Origin of the sequence: Saccharopolyspora rhizosphaerae, assembly GCF_003931915.1 — a bacterium.
Taxonomy (GTDB): Bacteria; Actinomycetota; Actinomycetes; order Mycobacteriales; family Pseudonocardiaceae; genus Saccharopolyspora; species Saccharopolyspora rhizosphaerae.
Genome location: NZ_RSAA01000014.1, coordinates 120,130 through 144,129, shown reverse-complemented (window position 1 = coordinate 144,129; position 24,000 = coordinate 120,130). Strand labels below are relative to the sequence as shown.

Annotated in this window: 22 protein-coding genes; 14 read left to right on the top strand and 8 right to left on the bottom strand. The window is 70.1% G+C overall.

The features are described 5' to 3' along the window. The first annotated feature begins 107 nt into the window (after window positions 1-107). The 5 genes from thyX (at window position 108) to EIL87_RS13700 (ending at window position 4,979) form a co-directional block, all read left to right on the top strand. Entirely contained in the window at window positions 108-860 is a 753-nt protein-coding gene (gene thyX, locus EIL87_RS13720; protein ID WP_125090900.1) for an FAD-dependent thymidylate synthase, read from the top strand. 123 nt (window positions 861-983) lie between these two features. Next, complete coding sequence (locus EIL87_RS13715) at window positions 984-1,610, top strand: TIGR03085 family metal-binding protein (protein ID WP_125090898.1); 627 nt, start codon at window positions 984-986, stop codon at window positions 1,608-1,610. 137 nt (window positions 1,611-1,747) lie between these two features. After that, complete coding sequence (gene dapA / locus EIL87_RS13710; RefSeq protein ID WP_125090896.1) at window positions 1,748-2,680, top strand: 4-hydroxy-tetrahydrodipicolinate synthase; 933 nt, start codon at window positions 1,748-1,750, stop codon at window positions 2,678-2,680. 43 nt (window positions 2,681-2,723) lie between these two features. Continuing rightward, window positions 2,724-4,412, top strand: coding sequence for a ribonuclease J (locus EIL87_RS13705; protein ID WP_199740422.1), 1,689 nt, complete (start codon window positions 2,724-2,726; stop codon window positions 4,410-4,412). Window positions 4,413-4,739: 327 nt separating this feature from the next. Next, window positions 4,740-4,979, top strand: coding sequence for a hypothetical protein (locus EIL87_RS13700; RefSeq protein ID WP_233576229.1), 240 nt, complete (start codon window positions 4,740-4,742; stop codon window positions 4,977-4,979). A 49-nt stretch (window positions 4,980-5,028) separates the two neighbouring features. Here the strand turns inward: EIL87_RS13700 and EIL87_RS13695 are convergent, their stop codons facing one another. The 6 genes from EIL87_RS13695 to EIL87_RS13670 all read right to left on the bottom strand — a co-directional run bounded on the left by EIL87_RS13695 (window position 5,029) and on the right by EIL87_RS13670 (window position 10,697). Then, window positions 5,029-5,853 (bottom strand): ESX secretion-associated protein EspG, encoded by an 825-nt coding sequence (locus tag EIL87_RS13695; RefSeq protein WP_125090892.1) that lies wholly within the window; start codon window positions 5,851-5,853, stop codon window positions 5,029-5,031. Window positions 5,854-5,856: 3 nt separating this feature from the next. Next, complete coding sequence (locus EIL87_RS13690) at window positions 5,857-7,053, bottom strand: hypothetical protein (RefSeq protein ID WP_199740405.1); 1,197 nt, start codon at window positions 7,051-7,053, stop codon at window positions 5,857-5,859. A gap of 28 nt (window positions 7,054-7,081) precedes the next feature. Then, entirely contained in the window at window positions 7,082-7,648 is a 567-nt protein-coding gene (locus EIL87_RS13685; protein WP_158628638.1) for a DUF3558 domain-containing protein, read from the bottom strand. Window positions 7,649-7,688: 40 nt separating this feature from the next. After that, on the bottom strand, window positions 7,689-8,009 hold the full coding sequence (locus EIL87_RS13680; protein ID WP_125090888.1) for a hypothetical protein: 321 nt from the start codon (window positions 8,007-8,009) through the stop codon (window positions 7,689-7,691). 237 nt (window positions 8,010-8,246) lie between these two features. Next, window positions 8,247-9,824, bottom strand: coding sequence for an alpha/beta hydrolase (locus EIL87_RS13675; protein ID WP_407690540.1), 1,578 nt, complete (start codon window positions 9,822-9,824; stop codon window positions 8,247-8,249). Between the two features lie 126 nt (window positions 9,825-9,950). Further along, window positions 9,951-10,697, bottom strand: coding sequence for a lysophospholipid acyltransferase family protein (locus EIL87_RS13670; protein ID WP_125091109.1), 747 nt, complete (start codon window positions 10,695-10,697; stop codon window positions 9,951-9,953). A 183-nt stretch (window positions 10,698-10,880) separates the two neighbouring features. On the opposite strand from EIL87_RS13670, the gene EIL87_RS13665 reads away from it, so the two are divergent. Then, entirely contained in the window at window positions 10,881-13,388 is a 2,508-nt protein-coding gene (locus EIL87_RS13665) for an FtsK/SpoIIIE family DNA translocase (RefSeq protein ID WP_125090886.1), read from the top strand. Window positions 13,389-13,641: 253 nt separating this feature from the next. Next, on the top strand, window positions 13,642-14,883 hold the full coding sequence (locus tag EIL87_RS13660) for a sialidase family protein (protein ID WP_233576259.1): 1,242 nt from the start codon (window positions 13,642-13,644) through the stop codon (window positions 14,881-14,883). Between the two features lie 687 nt (window positions 14,884-15,570). On the opposite strand, the gene EIL87_RS13655 is transcribed toward EIL87_RS13660, so the two are convergent. Beyond that, on the bottom strand, window positions 15,571-16,077 hold the full coding sequence (locus EIL87_RS13655) for a phospholipase (protein WP_125090882.1): 507 nt from the start codon (window positions 16,075-16,077) through the stop codon (window positions 15,571-15,573). A gap of 166 nt (window positions 16,078-16,243) precedes the next feature. Further along, complete coding sequence (locus EIL87_RS13650; protein ID WP_125091108.1) at window positions 16,244-16,762, bottom strand: amino-acid N-acetyltransferase; 519 nt, start codon at window positions 16,760-16,762, stop codon at window positions 16,244-16,246. 616 nt (window positions 16,763-17,378) lie between these two features. On the opposite strand from EIL87_RS13650, the gene rimO reads away from it, so the two are divergent. The 7 genes from rimO to EIL87_RS13610 all read left to right on the top strand — a co-directional run bounded on the left by rimO (window position 17,379) and on the right by EIL87_RS13610 (window position 23,894). Next, window positions 17,379-18,797, top strand: a complete 1,419-nt coding sequence (gene rimO / locus EIL87_RS13640) for a 30S ribosomal protein S12 methylthiotransferase RimO (protein ID WP_125090880.1) — start codon at window positions 17,379-17,381, stop codon at window positions 18,795-18,797. Then, on the top strand, window positions 18,794-19,384 hold the full coding sequence (gene pgsA / locus EIL87_RS13635) for a CDP-diacylglycerol--glycerol-3-phosphate 3-phosphatidyltransferase (protein ID WP_125090878.1): 591 nt from the start codon (window positions 18,794-18,796) through the stop codon (window positions 19,382-19,384). The genes rimO and pgsA overlap by 4 nt, the downstream gene beginning before the upstream one ends. Then, window positions 19,381-19,872 carry a CinA family protein gene (locus tag EIL87_RS13630; protein WP_125090876.1) on the top strand — a complete coding sequence of 164 codons (492 nt, stop codon included), beginning with the start codon at window positions 19,381-19,383 and terminating at the stop codon, window positions 19,870-19,872. The genes pgsA and EIL87_RS13630 overlap by 4 nt, the downstream gene beginning before the upstream one ends. A gap of 206 nt (window positions 19,873-20,078) precedes the next feature. Then, complete coding sequence (locus tag EIL87_RS13625) at window positions 20,079-20,513, top strand: helix-turn-helix domain-containing protein (protein WP_125090874.1); 435 nt, start codon at window positions 20,079-20,081, stop codon at window positions 20,511-20,513. A gap of 287 nt (window positions 20,514-20,800) precedes the next feature. Then, window positions 20,801-21,631, top strand: coding sequence for a PspA/IM30 family protein (locus tag EIL87_RS13620; RefSeq protein WP_125090872.1), 831 nt, complete (start codon window positions 20,801-20,803; stop codon window positions 21,629-21,631). 19 nt (window positions 21,632-21,650) lie between these two features. Next, window positions 21,651-22,463: a phage shock envelope stress response protein PspM gene (gene pspM / locus EIL87_RS13615; RefSeq protein WP_125090870.1), complete on the top strand. Its 813-nt coding sequence runs from the start codon at window positions 21,651-21,653 to the stop codon at window positions 22,461-22,463. A 162-nt stretch (window positions 22,464-22,625) separates the two neighbouring features. Beyond that, entirely contained in the window at window positions 22,626-23,894 is a 1,269-nt protein-coding gene (locus EIL87_RS13610) for a uracil-xanthine permease family protein (RefSeq protein ID WP_125090868.1), read from the top strand. The last annotated feature ends 106 nt before the right edge of the window (window positions 23,895-24,000 follow it).

The following is a 24,000-nucleotide window of genomic DNA, read 5'->3' as shown; positions in this document are numbered from 1 at the left end:
ACCGCCCGATGGTGTCAACTGGCGTCAGGCGATCTTGTCGGGTCCGGCGGTTAGGCTTTCGGGCAGCACATGGGGAGTCGTGAGAGCAGGAAAGGGGCACGCCCGTCGTGACCGAGATCGTCCGGCCGAAAGTGCAGCTGATCGGCAAGACCGAGTTCTTCCCACCGGAAGACGTGGACTGGTCGACCGACGCCGACGGTGGGCAGGCGCTGGCCGAGTTCGCCGGTCGCGCGTGCTACCAGTCGTGGCGCAAGCCGAACCCGGCGACCGCCACCAACGCCGGCTACCTCAAGCACATCCTGGAGGTGGGTCACCTCTCCGTGCTGGAGCACGGGTCGGTGTCGTTCTACCTGACCGGGATGTCCCGCTCGTTGACCCACGAGCTGATCCGCCACCGGCACTTCTCCTACTCGCAGCTGTCGCAGCGCTACGTCCCGGAGCGCGACGCCGCCATGGTCGAGCCGGACGTCATCGCCGAGGACCCGGAGTTGCACGAGAAGTTCGTGCAGGCGGCCGAGGCGAGCGTGCAGGCCTACAGCGACCTGTTGGCCGCGCTGGAAGAGAAGTTCGCCGACGAGCCGAAGATGACGCTGCGGCGCAAGCAGGCCCGGCAGGCGGCCCGGTCGGTGCTGCCCAACGCGACCGAGACCCGCATCGTGGTGACCGGCAACTACCGCGCCTGGCGCCACTTCATCGCGATGCGCGCTTCGGAGCACGCCGACGTGGAGATCCGCAACCTGGCCGTGGAGTGCCTGAAGCAGCTGCAGAAGGCCGTGCCGAACGTCTTCAGCGACTTCGAGATCACCACGCTCAAGGACGGCACGGAGGTCGCCTCCAGCCCCTTCGTCACCGAGGGCTGACTCCTCGCAGGAGGCTGATCACCAGCGCAGGAACGGCACTCGCGGAGGAATCCGGGGTGCCGTTCCCGTGTCGCACGGTGATGCGGCGGACACGTGACGTCCCGGGCGATTAGAGTGTGCTCCATGGGTGTGGCCAGCGATGAGCGCCAGCTGTTGTGCGATCTGTTCGAGCAAGTCGGCCCGGATGCGCCGACGCTGTGCGAGGGGTGGACGACCAGGGACCTCGCGGTGCACCTGGTGGTGCGCGAACGCCGTCCGGACGCGCTGGCGGGGAAGTTGATCAAGGCACTGGCCGATCGCGGTGAGCGCGCCGAGCAGGAGCTGCGCGAACTGGCCTGGCCGGAGCTGGTGGACCAGGTGCGGCAGGGGCCGCCCAAGTGGAACCCGATGAGCATCGGTGGGGTCGACGAGACGGTCAACGCCGCCGAGTTCTTCGTGCACCACGAGGACGTGCGCCGTGCGCAGCCGAACTGGAAGCCGCGCCCGTCCGACCCGACCCGCGACGAGACCCTGTGGAAGTCGCTGGGCAGGGTCGCGCGGATGTTCTACGGCCGCAGCCCGGTCGGCGTCGTGTTCCGCCGCACCGACGGCACCGAGATCCAGGCCAAGCGCGGTCCGCGCACGGTGCGCGTGATCGGCGAGCCAGCCGAACTCCTGCTGTACGCCTTCGGCCGCCGTGAAGCGGAGGTCACCTTCGAGGGCAACGAGGCCGACATCGTGGCGATGCAGGACCTGCGCCGCTCGTTCTAGGAAAAGTGCTCGTCAGCAACCTGGTCGACCGGAAGAAACACGCCTGTTCGAGCTCGCCGGGAACACCTTTCCGGCGAGCTCGTCCCGGCCTGGTCCGGCTTTCTTCACCGGGCTCCTGACCAGGTAGCGTCAGTGCTATGACCGACTGCCCTACCGCCATTCCGGGCCGCCCGTTCGGCCGCGTCCTGACCGCCATGGTCACGCCGTTCGACGAGGACGGGAATGTCGACCTGAAAGTGGCGCAGGAGCTCGCCGCCTACCTGGTCGACAACGTCGGCAACGACGGGCTGGTCGTCAACGGCACCACCGGGGAAAGCCCCACCACCACCGACCAGGAGAAGGAGCGGCTGCTGCGCGCGGTGGTCGAGGCGGTGGGCGACCGGGCGACCGTCGTCGCCGGTGCCGGCACCAACAACACCGAGCACTCCGTGGAGCTGGCGCGCTCCGCTGAGAAGGCCGGTGCGCACGGCCTGCTGGTCGTGACCCCCTACTACTCCCGGCCGCCCCAGGAAGGCGTCTTCCAGCACTTCTGGACGGTCGCCGACGCCACCGAGCTGCCGGTGATGCTCTACGACATCCCGCCGCGCAGCGTCGTGCCGATCCAGGTCGACACGCTCAAGCGGCTGGCGGAGCACCCGCAGATCGTGGCGGTCAAGGACTCCAAGCACGACCTGTGGGCGGGCAGCGAGGCCATGAACGACGCGGGCCTGGCCTACTACTCCGGTGAGGACCCGCTGAACCTGCCGTGGCTGTCGGTGGGCGCGGTCGGCTTCGTCAGCGTGATCGGCCACGTGGTCGGCGACCGGCTCCGCAAGATGCTCGACAGCTACGAAGCCGGTGACGTCGCAGGCGCTTTGGAGGTCCACAAGGGACTCCTGCCGGTCTACCGGTCGATGAACTTCGTCGGTGGTGTCATCTTCGCCAAGACCGCTCTGCGGCTGTGCGGCTACGAGACGGGGCAGCCGAGGCTGCCGCTCCCGGCCGCCACCGAGGAGCAGGTGCGGCTGATCACCAGCGACCTGTGGGATGCTGGCCTGGTATTGGTCAACCCGGATGCAGCACAGAGGTGACACAGCGTTGAGCGGACAGGCGACAGCCACTGAGTACCACCCGGTGACGCCGACTTCGTCGGCACCACCACGCCCGCTGGCCGAAGGTGGTCTCAGGGTCGTCGCGCTCGGCGGTATCGGCGAGGTCGGTCGCAACATGACGGTCTTCGAGCACGAGGGCCGGCTGCTGATCGTCGACTGCGGCGTGCTGTTCCCGGAGGACGAGCAGCCGGGCGTCGACCTGATCCTGCCGGACTTCGGCGCGATCGAGGACCGGCTGGACGACATCGAGGCCTTGGTGCTCACGCACGGCCACGAGGACCACATCGGCGCGGTGCCGTTCCTGCTGCGGTTGCGGCCGGACCTGCCGGTGGTCGGCTCGAAGTTCACCCTGGCGCTGCTGGCGGCCAAGTGCCGCGAGCACCGGCTGAACCCGGAGCTGATCGAGGTCGCGGAGGGCCAGCGCAGCAAGCACGGCTCCTTCGACCTGGAGTTCTTCGCGGTCAACCACTCGATCCCGGACGCGCTGGCGGTGGCGATCCGCACGCCCGCGGGGGTCGTGCTGCACACCGGTGACATCAAGCTGGACCAGTTGCCGCTGGACAGCCGGCTGACCGACCTGGCCGGGTTCTCCCGGCTCGGCGACGAGGGCGTGGACCTGTTCCTGGTCGACTCGACCAACGCCGAGGTGCCCGGGTTCGTCACCCCGGAGCGCGAGATCGGTCCGGTGCTCGACCGCGTGATCGGCGCGGCGACGCAGCGGGTCATCGTGGCTTGCTTCGCCAGCCACGTGCACCGCGTGCAGCAGGTGCTGGAGGTCGCGCAGCGGCACGGCCGCAAGGTCTGCTTCGTGGGCCGGTCGATGGTGCGCAACATGGGCATCGCCGCCGACCTGGGCATGCTGGACGTCCCGGAGGGACTGCTGGTCGACCTCGACCAGGCGCTGGAGATGCCCGAGGAAGAGGTCGCCTTCGTCTCGACGGGCTCGCAGGGCGAGCCGCTGTCGGCGCTGTCGCGGATGGCGCGTGGTGAGCACAAGCAGATCGACATCCGCGCCGGCGACACTGTCGTGCTGGCGAGCTCGATGATCCCGGGCAACGAGACCGCGGTGTTCGGCGTGGTCAACGGCCTGGTCCGGCTGGGAGCCCAGGTGGTGCACCAGGGCCACGCGAAGGTCCACGTCTCGGGCCACGCCTCGGCCGGCGAGCTGCTGTACCTGTACAACGCGGTGCGGCCGAGCAACGTGATGCCGGTGCACGGCGAGTGGCGCCACCTGCGGGCGAACGCCGAGCTGGCCCGGTTGACCGGGGTGCCCGGCGACCGCGTGGTCATCGCCGAGGACGGCGTGGTGGTCGACCTGGTGGACGGCATCGCGAGCATCGCCGGCCGCGTCGAGGTCGGTCACGTCTACGTCGACGGCCTGTCGGTGGGCGACGTGGGCGAATCGACGCTGTCCGACCGGCTGGTGCTCGGCGAGGGCGGTTTCATCGCGATCACCGTCGCGGTCGACGCCATGAGCGGGCGCGCGGTCTCCCCGCCCACGCTCTCCGGACGGGGCTTCTCCGACGATCCGAAGGCGCTGGACGAAGTGGTGCCGATGGTCGAGATGGAGCTCGCGCGCACCGAGGCGGAGGGCATCACCGACACGCACCGCATCGCACAGGCGGTGCGCCGGGTGGTCGGCCGCTGGGTGGCCGAGAAGTACCGGAGACGTCCGATGATCGTGCCGAACGTCCTGCCAGTCGGTTCCTGATCTCTTCCACGAACGGGGTGGCGCGGAAACCCTTCCGCGCCACCCCGTTCGCGTGTGCGGTCCACGGCCAGTAGCCGGCGCGGTCGTGGTGGCGACCCGCTCCGCACCGGTCGCCGATCCCCCACCACCCGGTCGTGCGGTTCCGGTCGGGGGGAATGTCCGATCTCGTGGTGCACCGCGGGTCATGTCGGGCACCGGCCGTGTGGTGGTCGTGGCACGTCAGGCTGACCCACCGAGCTGGGGGACAGGTCCGCTGCCAGGGTGAACCCCGCCGGTTCGAGCTCTTCGTTCCGCTGAACACAGCACTCGGCAAGATTGGGGTCTGAAGTGCGCACTTCCGCTCGACTTCTCGGCGTTGCCGCTGCGGCGACGGCACTCATGGCCATCGGTGGCCCGGCGTTCGCCGACAGCTCGGACAACGAGGGGGTCAACCTGCTCAACGACAACAACGCGAGCGTTCTCCCCGTCCAGCTGTGCGGCAACAACGCCGCGGTGCTGGGCTTGACGGCACCCATCGCGTCCCCGCAGGACAGCTCCTGCGTCAACGCTCCGATCACGGAGGGCTGAGCCGCACACGAGGAGGGCTGGTCTCCGCCGGGGACCAGCCCTCCTCGTGTCAGACCCGGGCGGTCGGCCGGGTCAGCAACCGGATCATCTCGTTGATGGTCCCGACGAGCTTCCGCGAATCGGCCGGGGCCAGCGTGTACCAGTCCTGCCCGTCCCGGCCGGGCTTGCGCTGAGCCAGGTAGCAGCCGGCGTCGGTGGCGAAGAACTGCGCGTGGAACGGCAGCGACCGCGTCCGCCGGACCTGCTGGTCGTAGGCCCGCACGGTGATGAGGCCCTCCAGCCGACGCTTCGCGGTGAACGCCTGGAGCAGCGTGTTCGCTTGCGCACCACGCACTCCCGCGTATCCCAGTGCCGCGGACAGGGTTCGGTTCGAACCGCCCATCCGCTGGGTGACCTGCTCGAGGTGGGCGTGGGGCAGCGACACCGACGTGCCCTCGGCCGCGGTGATCGCGCCGAGCAGGTTCACGGTGTTGCCCGCAGGACCTCCGTGCACGTGCCGCTTGACGCGGATGTCCCGGAGGTCGTCCGGGGTGTCGCCATCGGCCTGGTAGGCCTGGATGGTGCTGCGCTCGTACTCGACGAGCACGGCGTTGAAGTTCTCGCCGTCCCGCGCGTTGACCGCGACACCGACCGCCAGCGGCGGCCGGGCCAGCAGCCGCACGGCGTCCTCGACGAACGGGTGCAGCTCGTCGCCGTCGAACAGGCCTTGCTGGATGAGCTGGCGCCGACCGAGCTCGGCCGGCTCACGGCGGTCCTGCTCGGTCGCCTCCAGCGGCAACCACCCCACCCGCAGCAGCGGGTGGAGTTGCAGGTCGAAACGTGTGCAGAGGTAGTTCGCCGAGGCGGGAGGCAGGCTCAGTTCACGCCTGGCCACGGATCACCGGCCTCGGTCGGCGTCGCCGAAGGCAGCAGGTGCGGTGCGCTGCATGTCGTTGGTGAACACGTCGTCCTGCTCCACCAACCAGCCAGGACGCTGGTGCTCCTGCTCCTCGGACTCGCCCTGCTGACCGCGTCCGGCCGCACCCGCTCCGGGGGCTCCGGCCGGTCCGCCACGACCCGCCGCTGCACCGGCACCGTTCGCGCCACCGGCGGCACCCAGACCGCCCATCCCGGGGCGACCGCCCGCACCGCGACCCACGGGCGCACCGGCGCCTTCGGCCGCGCGGCGGCCACCAGGACCACCGTGGGGCGACGGAGCCCAGCGACCGTTGTGCGGGTTCTGCCGTTCCCAGGCACCCGTCTGCGGGTTCTGCCGGAACAACGTGCCGTCGGGGCCGCGCACGACACCCGGCGGGAGACCGGGGGTCGACGGCGCCGGCGTGGCCCACGCCGGGTTCGACGCCGCCGGAGGCGCGGACGGCGCGTGCACCGCCGGTGCCGCCGGAGCCGACGCCCACGCCGAGGAGGTGCCCGCGGGCGAGGAGTAGGTGCCGCCGGAGTACGAGGAACCGCCGTCACCACCGGCGTGAGTGCCGGGAGTCGGGTACGACGACGCTGGCGGAGCCGCGGGCGGCGGCTGGTCAGCGGGCTGGAACTCGGGCAGCCGCGCGATCACGCCCTCGGTCTGCTGGCTGTAGCGCTCCATGACCTGGTTGGCCTGCTGGTTGGTGTCCACGTAGGCCTGCTGGCGCTCTTCGTAGTCCGACATCCACCCGGTCACCGGGTTGGAGTCGAGCCCCCAGTCCTCGACCCACCCCTTCTGCGGCGGGTCCAGGACGGCTCCGTGTCCGCTGGGCAGCGGGTCGTCCTGCCGCGGCAGGGCCTGGAAAGCCTCGCGCTGGTAGGTGTTCTGCTCCTCCAGGGCATCCTTGACCCCGCGCGAGGTCTCGGCGGCCGCCCGCGCGAGCGGCTGGATCTCGGCGATCGAAGCACCGGCGGCCTCGGCAGCAGCACCCGTGTGCGCGACCTCGGCTGCGCGAAGCGCATCGGCGATGTCGTCCACCATGTCGTCGAACTTCTTCGCAGCGTTCTCCCAGCGCTTCACACCTTCGTCGGTCGGTGTGGGCAAGCTGGCGGCGTCCGGAGAACCGCCCATCTGCTTGCGGTACTCCTTGGCGCTACTCGCGTAGCACATGTCGAGCATGTGTGGTGGCCCCCAATGACTACTTCGAAGCAGGAAGGGTGGGAACAGCGGCTTCGAGCGCCTTCTGGGCGAGGCCGCAAGCGTCTTGGCTCGTGTCCATCACATGGGCTTGAGCGGACAGGACCTGCCCTTCCTTCGTTGCGAGGAAGATGTCGCAGGCACCGTCCTGCTTCGGATCACCCTGGTTGGCACGGACCGACGGGTGCCCCGCGACGGAAAGCTCTTGGAAGTCGACGTACTTCGACTTGTTGTCGTGGTACGCCTGGATCGAACGGCCATCGAGCGGCGTCAGCGAGAGGCGGTTCCGGCCGTCTTCGGAGTTCCAAACGCACGGTGAGGGAGCTTCCGGGTCAAGCGGGTCGGCCTGCTCCTGCCCTTGAGGTGCCAAGCCCAACTCGGTAGCAGCGGCGGCGGGGAGGAGGCTGCAGCGATCTGTCGCCATGGCGTCCTTCGGCGCGCTGATCGTGACTCCGCTCGGCTGATGCGTCTCAGGTGCGGGTGCGTCTCCTTGCTCACCACCACAGGCGGTGAGGGCGCTGCCCAGAAAGGCTGCGCCTGCACAGAGAATCGCGCTGCGCTTGACCACGTCACTCCTCGTCGTCACGGTACGGATCACGCCGGGCACATTAGCTCGCGAGGGGACGCTGGACGTCGCTCCCGTGCTCGTCCGCTGCGCGGTATTCGGCGAGAACCGCGTGGTAAGCGTCGATCTTCTCCTGCAGCTTCTTGGAGAGCTCCTGCGCCGTCATGCGCAACGAGCCGGTCTCGCCCGCTGCGCGTTCGGTGATCGCCATGCGTGCCTTGTTGGTGTAGGTGTCCTTCGCCGTCAGCTCACCCGGCTCAACACGCGCCGCACTGTCGACCATGGCGAGCGCGTCGTCGCGAATCTTCTCCAAGCGCTTGATGGCGCTCTGCAGTCCTGCTGGATCGACCACGAACCCGGCCACGGCGGTGTTCCCCCATCGTCGTCTTGCACGTTCGGCTGCCGGTCCACCTTCGACGATCTCCTGTGGTCGTCACAGCGGTTCCCGACCGGCGCACAGTATGAACGTGATCACCTTACCGAGTGAGGGAATTCCTCCCGGCCGTCACCTGGATGTCGCAATCGGACGGCTGCAGTGGGGCCGGTGAAGACCAAGAAGAAGGGCCGGTCCCCCCGCGGGGACCGGCCCGTCCTCATCGGATCAGTGGTGGTGGGACTGCAGAGCTTCTTGCAGGACCGCTGGTTGGCCGGTGGCCGCCTGGGTGCCCACCTGTTCCGGGGTGGGCTGGGGCAGCGGTTCGCAGGTGGTGTCCGGGCCCTCGTCGGGTTGGCGGGGTGGCAGGGCGCCGGTGAGCAGGTAGTCCGCGATCTTGTCGTCCACGCAGGCGTTCCCGCTCAGCGATCCCGAGTGGGTCGTCCCGCCGGGCAGCCCGATGAGGCTGGCGCTCGGGATGCGCTCGCGGGCTTCCAGCGCGCCCGGGAACGGGGTGGCGGCGTCGAGCTCCTCGCTGATGAGCAGCGCGCTGTCGACCTCGCTGCCGTCGACCTCGACCGGCTTGCCCGGCTTGGCGGGCCAGAACAGGCACGGGGCGTTGTACCAGGCGTTGCCCCAGGTCTCGAAGGGCGCCTGGGCGTGGGCCTCCCAGTTGTCCTTGCGCCACTGCTCCCAGCTGGTCGGCCACTTGGCGTCCGTGCACTCCACGCCGGTGTAGATCGCGTAGCCGTTGTCGTCACCGGGGGCGTTGGTGTCGTCGTAGAGCGCCTTGGCCGGAGCCCAGTCGCCGTTGTTGACCCACGCCGCGAACGCCTGCGCGCGCTCCGGCCACGCCGACGTCGAGTACCCGGCCGGCAGGAACAGGTCGGTCCACTCGGCGGAGCCGATGACGTCACCGGCCGGTGCCTGGTCGAGCGCGGCGAGCGCGTCGTAGTAGCGCTTCTCCACGTCCTCCGCGGTGGTGCCGAGGTGGTAGGTCGCGTCGTGGCGGGCCACCCAGTCGAAGAAGATCGTGATGTTGCGGTCGAAGGCCAGGCTCTGGTTCAGGTTCGCCTGGTACCAGACGTCCTCGACGTTGACCACGCCGTCCATCACCAGCCGCCGCACCCGCTCCGGGTGCAGCGTGCCGTAGACCTGCCCGAGGTAGGTGCCGTAGGAGAAGCCGTAGTAGTTGATCTGCTCCTCGCCCAGTGCCTTGCGGATGCTGTCCATGTCCTCGACCGAATCGGTCGTCTTGATGTGGTCGAGCAGCTTGCCGGCGTTCCCGCAGGCCTTCGCGTAACCCTCCGCGCGGTCCAGCCAGGCCTTCTCCAGCTCGGCGTCGGGGACGTAGTGCGGCCGGTCGTACCCGAAGTAGTTCGGGTCGCAGGACAGCGCCGGCCGGCTGCTGCCGACACCGCGCGGGTCGAAGCCGATCCAGTCGTAGGCGGCGCCGGCGCCCTTGGGCACGTACTGGCCGAGCACGCTGAGGTTCAGCCCGGACCCGCCGGGTCCGCCGGGGTTGACCAGCATGACGCCCTGGTACTGGTCGTCGGGCACGGTGTGCTTCACGCGCGAGACCGCGAGCTCGACCTGCTCGCCCGCCGGGTCCGCGTAGTCCAAGGGGACGGAGACGACGCCGCATTCGGCGCCTGCCTTCTGCAGCGTCTCGCTCTCGCAAGGTCCCCACTGGATCGGGGTCGGGGTGAACTCGGGTGGCGGTGGCGCGGCGGCTGCCGAGCCGACCATCGGCGCTGAGCCGATCAACAGCCCGAGCGCCAGCGCAGTGGTGGCGGCTTTTCTCACGATCGTCCTCGTCTGTCCGGGTCTCCCGCCGGTGGCGGCGGTGAAGTGGGGACAGTTAACGAGATCCGACGTGGCCGCGGAGTGGAGTTGGCGAGAAGTCGTCGCGGCGACCGCGGCCTCGTTCGCTCAGCGGCTCAGCCAGGGGGTGGGCTTCTCGCTGACCGGGCGGGTCGGGTCCTGGTGGCGCGGTGCCTCCGGTTCGTCGGCGCGCAGCGGGACCAGCCCGTTGGTGATGGCGCGCATGATGCGGTCGCGGGCGCGCGCGGCGTCACCGACGCGGTCCGCGGACAGGTCCGAGAGGTCCACCGGGTCGCCGAAGTGGACCCGCATCGTGGGTCGGCGCACGATCGCCCGCAGCCAGGACGAGAACAGGACCCACAGGTCATGAGTGCGCTCCACGCGGACCATGCCGTAGCACATGGCCTCGTGGGCACCCCACTGGCTGATCGGGACCACCTCGGTCCCCGCCGCCAGCGCCATCCGGGCCACGCCGGTCTTGCCGCGCTCGGGCCACATGTTCGGCTCCAGCGTGAGCCGCCCCTCCGGGTAGACCAGAACCGGGTTCGCGTCTTCCGACAACGCCGTGACGACCTTGTCCAGCGCTTCAGCGGCGGTCGCCTTGCCCCGGTCAGCGCGCACGTGCCGGCCCGCGCGCATGATCGACCCCAGCACCGGCGCGTCGAACAATCCGCCCGTGGCCACGAACCGGGGCGCGATCCGCCGCTCCCGGCAGGCCGCGATCAGCACCAGCGGGTCCAGGTTGCCGATGTGGTTCGCCGCCAGCAGCAGCGGGCGGCCGCCCAGGTCGTCCGGCACGTCGCCGGTGACGACCAGCCTCCCCGTCAGGGCGATCACCGCGCGGTCCACGCGCATCAGCGCGCGCCACAGCCTCGGAGTGGCGCGGAACAGCTCCTCGCGATCGCTCCGGTGTGTCGGCTCCGGGCCGCTGGGCAGGGCAACCATGATGGGCAAGGGTCTCATGGCTCTGGCGCCGGACGGGCGCGAACCCCTGTGGTTGTTGTGACGGGAGAGGCGGGTGCCGATACCGTGTGGGGCATGGCGAGCCGGACATCGAACGGGGGGCGGGGCTCGTCGCGCGGCAAGTCGGCGACGCAGCGTGGCGGCTCCACTGCGAAGCGTGGCGGTAGCACCGCGTCCCGGGGAGCGGGGGCCAAGAGCTCCACGTCGAAGACCTCCAAGGGGCAGAGCGCTCCGCGTCCCGGGTCGACGCACGCTCCCCGCAAGGCGCCCCCGAAGCGCGCCCCCGCCAAGAGCACCGCGAAGAAGGGCGGCGGGCTCGGCGGCGTCGTCCGCGCGGTCGGCAGGACCGGCGAGCTCGACCCCGCCCACCGCCGCGACGGGATCGCGCTGATCTACCTCGCGCTGGCGGTCATCGTCGCCGCCGGTGTGTGGTGGCAGGCCGGTGGGCCGGTCGGCCACTGGTTCGACTGGGCGCTGCGCTCGGTCATCGGCATCGGCGCAGTCGTGCTGCCGGTCGTCCTGCTGGTCACCTCGATCATCCTGATGCGCACCGAGACCAGCCCCGAAGCCCGACCGCGCGTGGTCATCGGCTCGGTGCTGCTGCTGTTCGCGACGCTCGGAACCATCCACGTCCTGTCGGGTTCCCCGCTCGAGCCCGAAGCATGGCCCACCGCCGGTGGTGCGCTCGGCTTCGTCGCGGGAGGAGCCCTGGCCTACGGCCTGACCGGCTACGTCGCCGTGCCGGTGCTGGTGCTCGCCGGGCTGTTCGGGTTGCTCGTGCTCACCGGCACCTCGGTGCGCGACGTGCTCGCGACGCTGCGCGGCGAGGGCCACGACGAGGAGGGCGGCTTCGAGCCCGCACCCGGCAAGGCCGAGCTCGAGGGCGACCCGTCGACGGTCAAGCTGCGGCGGCCGTCCCGGCGCCGCCAGGCGGCGATGTCCTCCGAGGACGAGCAGCTCTCCCTCGACGACGTCCCGGACGAACCGGCCAAGCCCGCCAAGGCCAAGGCCGCCGAGGTCCCCGCCGCGAAGCCGGAGAAGGCCGAGAAGCCGCCGAAGACGAGCGACCGGCCGCAGATCAGCCGCGACGTCGAGGGCGACTACCAGCTCCCGCCGCTGGACGTGCTCACCGACGGGGAGCCGCCGAAGACCCGCAGCAAGGTCAACGACTCGATGATCGAGGCGATCACGGCGGTCCTCGAGCAGTTCAACATCGACGCGCAGGTCACCGGCTTCACCCGCGGGCCGACGGTCACGCGCTACGAGGTCGAGCTCGGTCCCGGCGTGAAGGTTGAGAAGATCACCGCGCTGACCAAGAACATCGCCTACGCCGCCGCCACCGACAACGTGCGGCTGCTCGCACCGATCCCCGGAAAGTCCGCGGTGGGCATCGAGGTGCCCAACAGCGACCGGGAGATGGTGCGGCTCGGCGACGTGCTGCGCTCGGCCGAGGCCGCCAAGGACTCGCACCCGCTGGTCATGGGCCTCGGCAAGGACATCGAGGGCCACATGGTCACCGCGAACCTGTCCAAGATGCCGCACCTGCTGTGCGCGGGGTCGACGGGTTCCGGCAAGTCGAGCTTCGTCAACTCGATGCTCGTGTCGCTGCTGGCGCGGGCCACCCCGCAGGAGGTCAGGATGATCCTGATCGACCCGAAGATGGTGGAGCTGACGCCTTACGAAGGCATCCCGCACCTGATCACGCCCATCATCACCCAGCCGAAGAAGGCCGCCGCGGCGCTGGCCTGGCTGGTGGAGGAGATGGAGCAGCGGTACCAGGACATGCAGGCCAACCGGGTGCGGCACATCGACGACTTCAACGCCAAGGTGCGTTCCGGGGAGATCACGACGCCCCCGGGCAGCGAGCGCGAGTACAAGCCCTACCCCTACATCCTGGCGATCGTCGACGAGCTCGCCGACCTGATGATGACCGCGCCGCGCGACGTCGAGGACGCGATCGTGCGGATCACCCAGAAGGCCCGTGCCGCCGGCATCCACCTGGTGCTGGCCACGCAGCGGCCGTCGGTGGACGTGGTGACCGGTCTGATCAAGACCAACGTGCCTTCGCGGCTGGCGTTCGCGACCTCGTCGCTGACCGACTCGCGGGTCATCCTCGACCAGCCCGGCGCCGAGAAGCTGATCGGCATGGGTGACGCGCTGTACCTGCCGATGGGCGCCTCGCGGCCGGTGCGCGTGCAGGGCTCCTTCGTCGCCGACGACGAGATCCACCGCATCGTCGCCTACACCAAGGATCAGGCCGAACCGGACTACACCGACGGGGTCACCGCGGCCAAGGCGGGCGAGAAGAAGGAGGTCGACTCCGACATCGGTGACGACCTCGACGTCCTGCTGCAGGCCGCCGAGCTCGTCGTGACCAGCCAGTTCGGGTCGACATCGATGCTGCAGCGCAAGCTGCGGGTCGGTTTCGCCAAGGCCGGCCGGTTGATGGACCTGCTGGAGTCGCGCGGCGTCGTCGGCCCGTCGGAGGGCTCCAAGGCGCGCGACGTGCTGGTCAAGCCCGACGAGCTGGAGAACGCGCTGTACGCGATCCGCGGCGGACCGCCGCCGGACGAGGAGGAGTGAGAGGAGAGGGTCCGCGGCGAGTTCACGCCGCGGGCCCTCCTTTTCCACGCGTTTTTCACGGTCGTTCACCACTCTTCACCGCCTTTCCTCCACTTGCTCCGTTTGCGAGGGATCAATTGCTCTGAACGGAATTGTGAGAGGGCTCGATCCTGCATTCTCCTGAGATAACCTTTCCGCCGCTGACGGTTTGATCCGCCCGCGGTCGAGGGGTTGTTCGCGCATGGTCGTCCGAAGGATTCGCGCGTCATTGGTCGTGCTCTTCTCAGCGGCATGGGTGGCCGCCGGAGCGCAGCACGCGGCGTTGTCCGCACCCGCTCCCGGTGATGTCGGGGCGCAGGACGTCGAGAAGGGGGAGCTGCTGCGCGTCGGCGGGTCCAGCTACCCGCGGCTGGTGCGGCTGGAGCACTCCGGCGAGGCCAACGGCCGCGTGCTGGCGAGCATGACGACCTACCGGGACAACGCCGGGTTCGCTGTCATCCACGAGAGCCGCGACGACGGCAAGACCTTCCAGCCGCTCGCCGAGATCCACGATCCCGCAGGTGGGAACACCAAGGGCATGTGCTGCTCGACTCTTTACGAGCTGCCGCAGCAGGTCGGCGACATGCCCGCCGGGACGCTGCTGTGGGCGGGCACCGCCGGCGTCGGCGACGACGCGGAGGAGCGGCAGTCCAGCATCCGGGTGTGGCGCAGCGACGACCACGGCACCACCTGGAGCCACCTCTCCGACATCGTGCAGGCCCCGGTCGGCCCGGGTGTGTGGGAACCCGAGTTCACCGTTTCCGAACAGGGTGATCTGGTCGCGTTCTACTCCGACGACGGCGATCCGAAGCACGATCAGAAGCTGGTGCAGGTCCGTTCCTCGGACGGCCGGAATTGGACTGGTCTGAAGGAGACGGTGAAGAACGACGAGTTCACCGTGCGGCCGGGTATGTCCGGAGTTCGCAAGCTGCCGAACGGCACTTACGTGATGGTGTACGAGGTGTGCAATGACGACCCGGTGCACACCTGCACGGTGTGGATCCGCAATTCCTCCGACGGGTGGGACTGGGGCGACCCGTACGACCTCGGCACCGAGATCGTGTCCGAGTCCGGCGGCCAGCCGCTCGGCACGCCGACCGTCGCGCTCGCGCCGGGTCCGAACCCCAACGGACGGCTGCTCCTGGCCTACCAGATGCTCGCCGGGGACAACGGTGGTTGGGCGCCCGGCAACGGCAAGACGGTCATGGTCAACGACACCCCCGAGGACCCGGGCGGGCCGTGGCGCGAGGTCCCGGCGCCCGTGGAGATCAGCTACAACCGGGGCAGCGTGTGCCGCAACTTCAGCCCCACGCTGCTGCCGACCGCGGACGGGAAGTCCATGATCCACGTGACCACGGACTTCGAGCACTACATCGGCGGGCCGTGCGAGGCGTTCTACGGCGTCGGCCCGATCGACGGCGGATCGGCCGCGACGCAGTCCGAAACCCGCCCGGTGGACCCCCGGATCGGCCGCTGACATCCCGCGCCCGACCGCCACGCCTCCCGGGAGACGACCGGGGATCCGTGCGTGCGACCGGGGGATCCGTCGGGGCCGGGAATCCGTGGGTGCGACCGGGAATCCGTGGGTGCGGCCGGGGGATCCGTGGGTGCGACCGGGAATCCGTGGGTGCGACCGGGGGATCCGTCGGTGCGGCCGAGGATTCGTCGGGGGTACGACCGGGAGGTCCGCGGATACGACCGGGAACCCCGGGATACGGCCAGGAATCCCGGGATACGGCCAGGAATCCCGGGATACGGCGGCCAGGGAACCAGGGGCTCTCTGACGGGCGACCACGAAGTGCTGGGGGCGACCCGAATTCCGGGAGGTGACCAGGGAGTTTCGGGCGACCAGGGATCCCGGTGAAGCGACCGAGAGTTCCGAGAAGACGACCAGGGCGCCGAGGCTTGCCCGCATCCCCGAGTCCCGACTCACCCCGGCGTGTTGCGCGCACACACGCCGGGGATTCACATGTCGCGCGAAATTGCGACCGGAAGTTCCGAGTCGACATTCGCGCGCGAAGTGTGGGGCCTGCGGGCGTCGTGACGGGTGCCCTTGCGCGAGCGGGTGCCCGCCGCGTGCGTTTGGCGGTCCCCTGCGTGAGCGTGGGGTGTCGGTGCGCCCCACCCGGGGAGTTGGTCCTCCTGCCGGGTGGGGGTTTCCGCCTCAGCGCAGCTGCCGGGCCTTCTCCGGGACGCCGGCCATCTCGACGGCCTCGGCGAGCGAGGACGCGGAACCGCCGAACTGGCGCACGGCCTCGTAGTACAGGTCCGCGGTGGCCTCGCACGCGCCTTCCCCGTCGCACGCGGAGTACATGTCGTCGCGGAAGTTGTCGTCGATCTTGAGCCGGTTGTCCTCGGAGAACCGGTCCTGCTTCTTGTAGTTCCGGTAACCGAAGTCGTGCCGGTCGCAGCTCTCCAGGAACTCGTAGCCGAACGGCGAGTCGGGGGAGTAGGAACAGCCGTCGGAGGACCAGTCGAGCTGGTCGGCGTGCGGCTTCTCCGAGCGGGTCTCGGTGAACTCGTCGAGGGAGTGCTCGAACAGGTAGCTGTCGGTGGTCTTGCGCAGCTGCTCGGGGGTGAGGTCGGCGGCGAGCGCGGTCCCGCTGGTCAGCAGCAGGGCACCGGTGGCGGCCACGGTGGCGATCAGGCCACGGCGTCGGTTGCGTTCCAAGGCAGTCTCCTCTGGGTGGAACGGATGACCACCGGTGTTTATAACCGGAGCCAGAGGTACCTGTGAGGAAGTTGCGAACTTACGAACGCGAACGGTGGATGAACGACGCTGCACGGGGTGAGCGCCCCCGGACCTTCCGGTGCCCGGCAGCAGCTGAGGACGCGGTTCAGCGGTCCAGCTCGAGGAGCATGCGCGTGTTGCCGAGGGTGTTGGGCTTGACGTTGGCGAGGTCGAGGAACTCCGCGACACCGGCGTCCACCGACCGGCGCATCTCCTCGTAGACCTCCCGGCTGACTGGGGCGCCGTTGATGGTGCGGAAGCCGTGGCGGCCGAAGAACTCCGTCTCGAAGGTCAGCACGAAGACCCGGGACAGCCCGAGCTCGGTGGCCAGTTCGACGAGCCGTCGCACGACCCGGTGCCCGATGCCGCGCCCCTTGACCGCCGGGTCGATCGCCACGGTGCGGATCTCGGCGAGGTCCTCCCAGAGCACGTGCAGGGCGCCGCATCCGACGACCCTGCCGTCGTCCTCCGCGACCCAGAACTCCTGGACGTCCTCGTAGAGGGTGACGAGTTCCTTCTCCAGCAACACCTCGCCGGCGTAGGTGTCGACCAGCGCCTTGATCGTCGGCACGTCGGCGATCCGAGCCCGTCGAATCACTATCTCCGACGGCGCATAACCATTCATGCGGCCATCGTAGCTCTGCGCACGGTCAGGCCAACTCCAGCAGTTCGGCTTGACGTGCGCCAGGCCCCGGAACTGCGCCACGCACTCATCGGGGGAGCGGCGGATCTCGGCGTGAACCTCGGGCGGAACCGGGGTGTCGGCGAACGGACGGAAGCCGTGGCGGCCGAGGAACTCCGCCTCGAAGGTGAAGATCCGCGACAGGCCCAGAGCGGCCGCCTGCTTCGCCGAGCTCGTCGACGACGAAGCGCCCGACGCCGCGCCCTTTCTCCGCCGGGTCGACGGCGACGGCTGCGGCGAGGTCTTCCCAGAGGACGCGCAGCGCGCCGCAGCCGACGGGCCGCCGTGCTCGGCGAGCTGGAACTCCTGGATGCCCTCGTAGAGGGTCACGAGCTCCTCGCCGAGGACACCTTCCCCGCGTAGCGAGCGACCAACGACTTGATCGCTCGCGCACCGCGAACCTGGGCCGACCGTTCCTGGATGGCATCCACGTCAAGCCCCACCGGCCCAGCGTGACGAGGGTCGTCCGGATGACCGTCATCACGGTGCTAGCTCGACCGCGTTCTGCGGTGGCAGGCTCGTTGCCGGACGGTGACACCAGGGACGTTAGGCTCGACCCATGTCAACCGAGCAGCAACACCACCGAGTCGCCATGGTCACGCTCGGTTGCGCGCGCAACGAGGTGGATTCCGAAGAGCTGGCGGGCAACCTCCACGGCCAGGGGTGGGACCTCGTCGACCCCGACGAGGCCGAGGTCGTGGTGGTCAACACCTGCGGATTCGTCGAGTCCGCGAAGAAGGACTCGGTCGACACGCTGCTCGCCGCGTCCGACACCGGCGCGAGGGTCGTCGCCGTCGGCTGCATGGCCGAGCGCTACGGCGCGGAACTGGCCGAGCAGATGCCCGAAGCTGACGCCGTCCTGGGCTTCGACCACTACGGCAACCTCGCCGACCGGCTCGACGACGTGCTCGCCGGCCGCGCGGTGCAGCCCCACCAGCCGCAGGACCGCCGGAAGATGCTGCCGATCAGCCCGGTCTCGCGTCCCGCGGTGGCAGCCGACGTCGTCGTTCCCGGCCACGGCTGGGTACCCGCCGCGCGCGAGGTCTCGCGCCGGAGGCTCGACGACTCGCCGGTCGCCGCGCTCAAGCTCGCCTCCGGCTGCGACCGCCGCTGCTCGTTCTGCGCGATCCCGTCCTTCCGCGGCTCCTTCCTGTCGCGCCCGCCGGAAGAGGTCCTGGGCGAGGCCGCCTGGCTGGCCCAGAACGGGGCCAAGGAGCTGTTCCTGGTCAGCGAGAACTCGACCTCCTACGGCAAGGACCTCGCCGACCAGCGCGCGCTGGAGCTGCTGTTGCCGCGGCTGGCCGAGCTCGACGGCGTCGAGCGGGTCCGGGTCTCCTACCTGCAGCCCGCCGAAACCCGTCCGGGTCTGGTGCGCACCATCGCCACCGAACCGGGCGTGGCGACCTACTTCGACCTGTCCTTCCAGCACTCCAGCGAGCCCGTGCTGCGGCGGATGCGCCGGTTCGGCTCCACCGAGTCGTTCCTGCAGCTCATCGAGCAGATCCGGGAGCTGGCGCCGGAAGCCGGGATCCGCAGCAACTTCATCGTCGGCTTCCCCGGTGAGACCGAGGAGGACTTCGCCGAGCTGCAGGAGTTCCTGACCCGGGCCCGGCTGGACGCCATCGGCGTGTTCGGCTACTCCGACGAGGACGGCACCGAGGCTGCCGGCTTCGACGACAAGCTGGCCCCCGAGGAGGTCGACGCGCGCGTCGAGCAGCTCACCGCCCTCGCCGACGAGCTCATCGCGCAACGCGCCGAGGACCGCATCGGCACCGAGGTCACCGTGCTGGTCGAGCGGTTCGACGAGGACGACGTCCTCGGCCGCGCCGAGCACCAGGGCCCCGAGGTCGACGGCGAGTGCCTGGTCGTCGACGCCGAGGACCTGGCCGTCGGCGAGCTGGTGCGGTGCGAGGTCGTCGACAGCGACGGGGTCGACCTGGTGGTGCGCCCGGTCGAGGAGTCCGGGGAGCAGCCATGACGGCCGAAGGCCAGGCCCCGCAGGCGCCCGTCCTCAACATCGCCAACGTGCTGACCATGTCCCGGCTGGTGCTGGTGCCGGTGTTCCTGGTGGCGCTGTTCTGGAACGACGGGCACGACGGGGTGTGGCGCTGGATCGCCACCGGAGTGTTCGTCCTGGCCTCGGTCACCGACCGGATCGATGGCGAGGTGGCGCGCAAGCGCGGTCTGGTCACCGACTTCGGCAAGATCGCCGACCCGATCGCCGACAAGGCGCTCACCGGCGCCGCGCTCGTCGGCCTGAGCCTGCTCGGCGACCTGTGGTGGTGGGCCACCTGGGTGATCATCGTCCGCGAGCTGGGCGTGACGCTGCTGCGGTTCTGGGTGATCCGGCACGGCGTGATCGCCGCCAGCCACGGCGGCAAGATCAAGACGTTGCTGCAGGCCATCGCGATCGGCCTCTACCTGATGCCGTTGGGCACCTGGGCCGACGTCGTGCGCTGGATCGTGCTCGGCGCCGCGTTGATCGCCACCGTCGTGACCGGCCTGGACTACGTGATCCGGGCGCTGCGGCTGCGGGCCACGGGCGGAGCGAAGGCCGACGCATGATCCTCGAACCCCTCGGTCTGCCGTTCGCGCAGGTGGCGGAGCTGATCGACGCTCTGCGGCGGCGCGGCGAGACGGTCGCGACCGCCGAGTCGCTGACCGCCGGCCTGGTCGCGGCCGCGCTGACCGAGGTGCCGGGCTCCAGCGCGGTGGTGCGCGGCGGCCTGGTCGTCTACGCGACCGACCTCAAGGACCGGCTCGCCGGGGTCGACCCGCAGCTGCTCGCCGAGCACGGTGCGGTCCACCCGGACGTCGCCGGCCAACTCGCCGTCGGCGCGTCGGAGCGGTGCGGAGCGGACTGGGGCGTCGGGCTGACCGGCGTGGCCGGCCCCGACCCGCAGGACGGGGTCGCACCGGGCACCGTTCACCTGGGGTTCTGCGGTCCGCAGGGGGTCCAGGTGCGCACCGCCTCGCTCGGCGGTGGTCGGCACGCGGTGCGCGCAGCCGCCGTTCGGGTGGCCCTGGAACACCTCACGGGGCTGCTGCGTTGAACAATCTGCAAGCGGGCCGTCATGTGTCCGCACGCCCCCGTGCGCTGCGCGAACATGGCCCAGAGGGGACTAGTCCGATCGATCATGACCCGTTCGCCCTGGGCGGACTTCGGCTCGATCGTTCTCGTTCCGGCCCATCGATGAGTAACGTAGGGGGCGTTCACGCGTAGTGCACGCGGAAGGCGACGAAGGAAGGGAGGCGCGCGATGACCGCATTGTTGCGGGAGGCGGTCGGTGAACGGCTGCGCCGCGCCCGGACCGCACAGTCTCGGACGTTGCGGGACGTTTCGCGCGCTGCCCGGGTGAGCCTCGGATACCTGTCCGAGGTCGAACGGGGCCGCAAGGAGGCGTCCAGCGAGCTGCTGTCCTCGATCTGCGACGCCTTGGACCTGCCGCTGCCAGAGCTGCTGGTGACCGTTGCCGGTGACCTCGACGGGACCATGGTCGTGCCATCGGTCGTCGAGGAGCCCGCCACGGCCGACATCGACGGTGGTCAGCTGGTGCCGAGCCTCATCGGTGCCGAGCTCTCCGACTCCGACCAGTTCGCCGAAGCCGGGGACGGTTCGTCCCGCTCGGGTCTGCAGCCGGTGCTCAGCCAGCGCATCAGCGCTCCTGTGCGGAAGCAGGTAGTGGCCGCCTGAACGACTAGACGACACCGCTGACCCGCCCCGCGTGCCCCACGGCGCGCGGGGCGGTCGCGTATGTTGATCACGGTGGGACGTCCGTTCGTGCCCCGGGGCGGCGGTGCTCGGGCGGGCCTGCTTCGATCAACGCGAGGCGTCCGGGAAATACCCGGAGATCTGCCGTGTTTGGTGGAAGCGGACACAACTACCTGACACGATGGAACCAGCCGAGGCTCGTGGTGCGTTGTACCGGAGAGAGATCGGCTGGGGGCAGCCGGCAAGCGGAAAGAAGGCAGGCGGAGGAGATGGCCAACCCGTTCGTGAAGGCCTGGAAGTACCTGATGGCGTCCTTCTCGTCGAAGGTGGACGAGCACGCCGACCCCAAGGTGCAGATCCAGCAGGCCATCGAAGAGGCCCAGCGGCAGCACCAGGCTCTCTCCCAGCAGGCCGCGTCGGTGATCGGCAACCAGCGCCAGTTGGAGATGAAGCTGAACCGCCAGCTCGGTGAGGTCGAGAAGCTGCAGGCCTCGGCCAAGCAGGCGCTGGTGATGGCCGACCAGGCCCGCGCCGAAGGGGACGAGGCCAAGGCCCAGAAGTACGAGGAGACCGCGACGCAGCTGGCCAGCCAGCTGGTCACCGCCGAGCAGGGCGTCGAGGACCTCAAGACGCTGCACGACCAGTCGCTGGGTGCCGCCGAGCAGGCCAAGCAGGCCGTCGAGCGCAACGCGCAGGTGCTGCAGCAGAAGATCGCCGAGCGCACCAAGCTCCTCAGCCAGCTGGAGCAGGCCAAGATGCAGGAGCAGGTCTCGGCGTCGATGAAGTCGATGACCGAGGTGGCGGCCCCGGGCAACACGCCCTCGCTGGACGAGGTGCGGGACAAGATCGAGCGCCGCTACACCACCGCGCTCGGCGAGGCCGAGCTGGCGCAGAACAGCGTGCAGGGCCGGATGATGGAGGTCGAGCAGGCCTCCGTCGACGCGGCCGGTGCCAGCCGGCTCGCACAGCTGCGCGCGACCATGGGTGGAGACCAGCAGCAGGTCACCGGCGGTTCGCAGCAGCAGCTCTCCAGCGGCGAGCAGGCGAGCACCCCGGCGGAGACCACGAAGCAGGAGAAGCCGCAGGCAGACCAGGCCTGACCGAGGCGGAGGCGGCGCCATGTCCCGGAAGCAGGAGCTCGCGCAGCTGGGCGAGGCGGCCTTGGAGACCCTGCGCGGGCCCGTGGCGACCGAGGTCCGGCGCCGGTGGGCCGACTGGCGCGATCCGCGCGCCCGGCTGATCCGGCGGCGCCGGGCGGCCAAGCGGATCGCGAACACCAGTGCTGCCGGTGCCGGAGTTTTCGGGCTGGGCGCCGTCGCCTCCTGGATGACGCCGGTCGTCGATTCGATCTTCTTCTGGCAGTACGCGGGGGAGACCGCCGCGGTCGGTCTCGGCGGTGTCGCCCTGGCCGGCGGGGTCGGCGCGGTGCAGGCCGGGTTGAAGTACCGGAAGTTGAAGAACACCCCGTTGCCCGCGCCGAGCGCCACCGAGCTGCTCCCCGCGCCGGGGTCGGCGGCACGGCCGCCGATGCAGCGGCTCAAGGAGGCCGAGCAGACGCTCGACACCGCCCTCGCCGAGCTCACCTCGGCGGGCGCGGGGGCCTCGGCCGCCGAGGCGCGGGCGACCGCGGACGCGGCGGCTGCGGAGCTGCGCCGGGGTGCGCAGCGGCTGGTCGCGGTCGAGTCGGCGATGCGCTACGCGCCGTCCGCGGAGCAGGAGGAGCTGCGCGCGGACGTCGAGCGGTTGCGGGCCGAGCTGGACGAGGGCGTGGCCCGGTACGGCGGAGTGGTCGCCGCCGCCGGCAAGGCCGTGGCCGCGAGCGGCTCGGGCGAGCAGCGGCACCTGCTGCAGGACGCCACCGACCGGCTCGCGGGTCTGGCCGCCGGGATGCGCGAGGTGTTCGGCGAAGCGGACGGGTCCGCTCAGCACTGATCCTCACCGCGCGCTGCGCTTGCGTCACTAACGGTAGTCGATGTTTTCCATGACGCTGGGGCCGTGTGACTTGATTGCGTGATGCCGAATAGTAATCTTTCCCCCAGTCATCACATGCCGTGACAGTGAATCCGCCCGACTGGGTGGCTCGGGGAGGCCAGTGTGGCGTTGTGGGCCGTGCACGGCAACGGTCGGCGGCTGCTGCGCGATTCCGTCGTCACGTCCGAGGAACGGCTCAGCTGGCCGCTGACGATCGGCTTCGGTGTTCAGCACCTGCTCGCCATGTTCGGCACCACCACGCTGGTACCGCTGCTGACCGGGTTCCCGGTCGCCACCACGCTGCTCATGTCGGGCATCGGCACCCTGCTGTTCCTGGTGATCACCCGCAACCGGGTGCCCAGCTACCTCGGTTCCTCGGTGGCGTTCGTGGTGCCGATCAGCGCGGCCGTCAGCGAGGTCGGCGCGGGACCCGCGGCACTGCTCGGCGGGATCATGGTGGTCGGGCTGGTGGTGCTGGCGTTCGGAGTGGCCGTCAAGGCCCTGGGCGTCCGCCTGCTGGAGACCGCGATGCCGCCGGTGGTGACCGGCGCGATCGTGCTCATGATCGGGCTCAGCCTGGCACCGCAGTCGGTGTCCTCCTTCGACCAGCAGAGAGTTCCGGCGGCGTTGACGCTGGGGACGGTCGTGCTGCTGACGGTGATCAGCCGCGGCATGGCCGGCCGCGTCGCGGTGCTGGCCGGTGTCCTGGTGGGGTGGGTCTACGCGGCGTCGATGGGCCAGCTCGTGCCGGAGCGGGTCGCCGAGCTGTCCGCGGCGCCGTGGATCGGGGTTCCGGAGCTGATCACCCCGCAGGTGCACGTCTCGGTGGTGCCGTTCGTGCTGCCGCTGGCGATCGTGCTGGTCGCCGAGCACGTCGCCCACCTCAAGGCCGTCGCGGCGGTGTCCGGCCGCGACCTCGACCCCTACGTCGGCGATGCGCTCATCGGCGGCGGTCTCGCCACGATGCTGTCGGGATCCGCCGGTGGGTCGGCGGTGAGCAGCTACGCCGCCAACATCGGCGTCATGGCCGCGACCCGCGTCTACTCCACGGCGTCGTGCCTGGTCGCGGCGGTGGCGGCGATCGTGCTCTCGTTCAGCCCGAAGCTCGCCGCGCTGATCAACACGGTCCCGCTGGGCGTGCTCGGAGGGGCGACGCTGGTCCTGTTCGGCATGCTCGCGCTCGTCGGCGTGCGCATCTGGCTCGAATCGCGGGTCGACTTCGCGGACCCGGTGAACCTCGCGGTGATCGGCACGGCCGTCATCGCCGGGGTGGGCGACCTGACCCTCAGCGTGGGCGACCTGCGCATCACCGGCCTGGTCTGGGGCTCCATCGGCATCGTCATCGTCTACCCGCTCCTCCGGAACCTCGCCGACCTCCGCTCCCTCCGCTGACTCGGCGCGCGCCCGTCCTTCCACCGTCACCCGTGCAATGTCGCCCCTCCCTCGCACGGGTGACATGCCTGCTTTCCGCGCCGCTGAGCGGCGGAACTGCTGGAGG